The organism is Candidatus Cloacimonadota bacterium, from assembly GCA_012516855.1.
In the GTDB taxonomy this organism is placed as follows: domain Bacteria; phylum Cloacimonadota; class Cloacimonadia; order Cloacimonadales; family Cloacimonadaceae; genus Syntrophosphaera.
The window spans coordinates 1-3,728 of record JAAYWB010000128.1 but is presented as its reverse complement, the minus strand read 5'-3'; the positions used below and the strand labels follow the sequence as shown (position 1 = coordinate 3,728).

Below are 3,728 nucleotides of genomic sequence, written 5' to 3'. Positions count from 1 at the left end.
TGTTATGGCTTTCTGCGTGAACAGAAACCTGGTTACCGGAATGCCGCCTTCAGTTTCAAAGGCAGTTACAAACCAGATCTACCTCGTGGCGGGCCAGTTATATATTTTTTGTTGTTTGAAAAAAGACCGTTGATATTTCACAATTGCTTTCCGTTCTAGTATCAGGTTTCAAAGAACGTATGGCAGGAAAACATATCAGTTTTTGATTGGTTTCTGCGCTTGGGCATAACGGATGAGGCTATAAGCAGTTGGGGACTACGTGGACGCTTTCTTATCAACCGAGCAGAAAGCTTGCAAGCGAGAGCGACGCACGCCCAACCACTTAAACCCCAATTGCTTATGAGCCTATGTTAGCGGCTGCCTTATTTTTTCATTTTGTGTTTTTTGAAACTTTTAATCAACAAAATTAAACTAATCAGTGTAAGTAAGGCTGCAATTAAAAAAGAAATACCTGGAAAATAAATTGCAGAATTCTTACCCGTAAAATATGAGAAGCTACTTGTCATTAGTGGTGGGGCAATGAGTGTTGTTAAACCCATTAAACTTCCAAGACTACCTTGCAATTCTCCTTGTTCATTTTCTGGTATTGTAGAAGACGTAATACTCTGAATAGCTGTTCCCTGTACTCCTCCTACAATATATACTAACAATGCTACTAAAAGCAACCATTGCCACTCTGTAAAAGCAAAAAGGAAAAATCCTGTCATCGTAAGCATGAGGCCAAATACTGCCATTCGTCTGTCGCCAAGTTTCTTTGCCAAAATGCCGACTAACCATAGCTGAACAATAATTGATAACAAACCTATCACGGCTAATGAATAACCAATAAGCGAAGTATCCCATTTAAATTTTTCAATTGTAAAATAAGCCCAAACGCTTTCCATGCTGTGGTTTGCTATTGATACAAAAATCATTGAAAGCACCAGTGTATTTATCAATGGGAATTCACTTAAATGCTTTAGGGAACCGAATGGGTTAGCCCTTTTCCACTCATATGTTCTACGAGTATCAATGTTTAGAGATTCGGGGAAAAAGAAATAGCCAAAGGTGAAATTGATAAAACTAAGTATGGCTGCAACTATAAAGGGAGTATGCGTTCCGAACTGACCTAATGTTCCTCCAATTATTGGGCCAATAATAAATCCTAGACCGAATGCTGCGTTTACAACCCCAAAGTTTTTAGTCCTATTATCGTCTGTACTTATATCTGCAACACAGGCAGATGCTACAGAATAACTTGCACCCGTTATTCCTGCGATTGTCCTCCCAACAAAGAGCCACAGAATATTGGGTGCAAAAGCAAGAAAAACACAGTCAATACTGAAGCCAAACAACGAACTTAAAAGCACTGGTCGTCTTCCATATCGGTCACTTAAATTGCCGAGAATTGGTGCAAACACAAATTGCATAACGGCATAAGCAAACGAGAGCCAGCCTCCATATTTAGCTGCCGTACTTATATCAGAATGAAGTAAATTGTTTAAAAGTTGTGGAAGTACTGGAAATATTAAACCAAAACCTGCTGTGTCAATTACGACTACAACAATAATAAATATTAGCGTTGAATTTTTATTTGATTTCATCTTATGAAGCAATTAAATTTATATGTTACTCTCAGAGCAGCATATATAATTGTTTAACTATAAATGTATAGCAAAAAATCCCAATCAGAATTGATTGAGAATAAAGATTACAATATGGTGTTATTACTGCCTCATAATGCCACAAAGATAATATATTTTTCGAAAAGTTTTAGTATTAGATTTTTTTTATTGGTTATCAAAGAGTACTATGTCTTTCTCAAGGTTGCCGCTAACGGTTGGTACATGTTGTCGGGGCGAATTTCGGAGAGCGTTCCTGTCCGAAGGACACGGAACTGCGATGCGAGAATCCGCCGTTGGCGTACCACCGAACCCCGCCCTGCAATATGTACTGTGTTATCGGCTTTTTTTCATTTCAATCAATATACTATTTTATCATAAATATATTTCTGCATTGAATAATCATTTGGATATTCTCTTTGAGCTTTTGCTTTTGCAGCCGCATTTGTAACTGATTTCATATAATTTTTAGCTGAAAGTTGATTGTCATAGATATACTTTTGCATTGAATAATCGTTAGGATATTCTCTATTTGCAATTTGTTTGACCTCAATATCTGTGACAGTTTTCATATAATTTTTTGCTGCAAGTTGATTGTTATAAATGTATTGCTGCATTGAGTAGTCGTTTGGATATTCTCTATATGCAATTTGCTTAACCTCATTGTCGGTCACTGTTAGCATGTACCGATATGCAGACATTTGTTGTTTGTAAATATAATTTTGCATATCAATATCATTCGGATATTCGTTTTTTGCAAACTCTCTGATTTTTGATTCAATTGATTGAGAATAAGATGTATTTGAAAGGAAAAATAAAGTAGTAAGAATTATTATTAACTTGTTCATGATACGTTTATTTGAAAGATTTAACAATTTTATTTTTCGTAAGATTTACCTCCAGTTGACCATAAATAGAGTGTCTCTGAATAACCAAATCGAAAAATTTCTCTTTTTTTAATTGGTTCTGCAACCTTGGCTAAAACTAAACCTCTTCCTAGAAGAGAAACGCCAGCCTCTGATTTTTCTAAAATTCCATCAGCAGAAGCAATAAAAGGTAAATTCATCCCTAAACGCCAATATACAATTGTAGTTCCTTCGGGAATTGCACCAATTGGTTGAATTACAAAAACTCCGCAACATATTCGAAATAAAAGTCCAATGATGAATATAAAGACTATCAATTTTATGATTATTTTTTTCATTTTTCTAATTCTTTAATTCATCAATTTTTTGTTTTGCCCCATTAAAAGCTGTTTCTATTGTCGATAAATCATTTACGAAAATTGTATTTCCAGAACCATACTTTTCTAATACTAAGTACCAAACAAGTTTTCCTTTACTTACATAGTACCCTAATTTAAAACCGTCATCTGTAACAAATTTGTTTTCTAAATAGTCAGGATTTAATGCTAAGTCAGAGACAGATTCCTTTTTTAATGGTTCAATTGCCTTAATAACTTCAATTAAATCTTCATCTGCAATAGATGCTGTTTTGGTATCATATTGTCCAGCTTTTGAAATTTGAAAGAAATATTTTTCTTCTTGTCCACTAATAAATTTTCGAATTCTAGTTTCAGCTACACCAAGGCTAAGTTTTAAGTTTGGTAACGAATAGTCAATATACTTGATTATTGTACCGGTTTTTGATGCAAAAGCATCCATTTTTGTCGATTCTTTTTGTACGTCTTTTGCATCTTGAGCATATAAGCTAGATGTCAGAAGAATAACACTAATTGCAAATAATAATTTTCTCATTTTTATTGTTTTTTAAGGTTAGAGTATGTTTTTATTCAAAATTGCCGATAACGATTTGGCGGTATGTTTTTGTTGCCGATTTCGAAGCACTGTCCTGTCAAGTTACACGAAAGTTTATTAGATGCAGAAACGCTGAAACCCGCACTGTCTCGGCAATAAAATATACCGCCTGTTACAAGCTGGCCGTTATTGTCTCTCGTTATTCTGTCTTTCATTTTTGCTGCTTCTTTTCTGTCTGCCGTGCGTTGGGGTAGGCAAGCTCTTTTGCAGGTTTTGGTTTTAGCGTTAGCTGGTGCGACCTGCAAATGTGCTTGCCTACGAAGCGTTGGCTATTTCATCATTAATAATTCTCTGTCAACTCCCCGAATAT

The 3,728-nt window shown here is 35.2% G+C and carries 4 protein-coding genes; all 4 read right to left on the bottom strand.

The features are described 5' to 3' along the window. Positions 1-362 precede the first annotated feature (362 nt). A complete protein-coding gene (locus tag GX466_09415) occupies positions 363-1,583 on the bottom strand; it encodes a TCR/Tet family MFS transporter (GenBank protein NLH94413.1) in 1,221 nt (406 codons plus the stop codon). Positions 1,584-1,960: 377 nt separating this feature from the next. Continuing rightward, positions 1,961-2,449 carry a hypothetical protein gene (locus GX466_09410; protein ID NLH94412.1) on the bottom strand — a complete coding sequence of 163 codons (489 nt, stop codon included), beginning with the start codon at positions 2,447-2,449 and terminating at the stop codon, positions 1,961-1,963. 29 nt (positions 2,450-2,478) lie between these two features. Further along, positions 2,479-2,805 carry a hypothetical protein gene (locus GX466_09405; GenBank protein NLH94411.1) on the bottom strand — a complete coding sequence of 109 codons (327 nt, stop codon included), beginning with the start codon at positions 2,803-2,805 and terminating at the stop codon, positions 2,479-2,481. 4 nt (positions 2,806-2,809) lie between these two features. Further along, positions 2,810-3,358, bottom strand: a complete 549-nt coding sequence (locus GX466_09400) for a hypothetical protein (GenBank protein ID NLH94410.1) — start codon at positions 3,356-3,358, stop codon at positions 2,810-2,812. Positions 3,359-3,728: the final 370 nt, after the last annotated feature.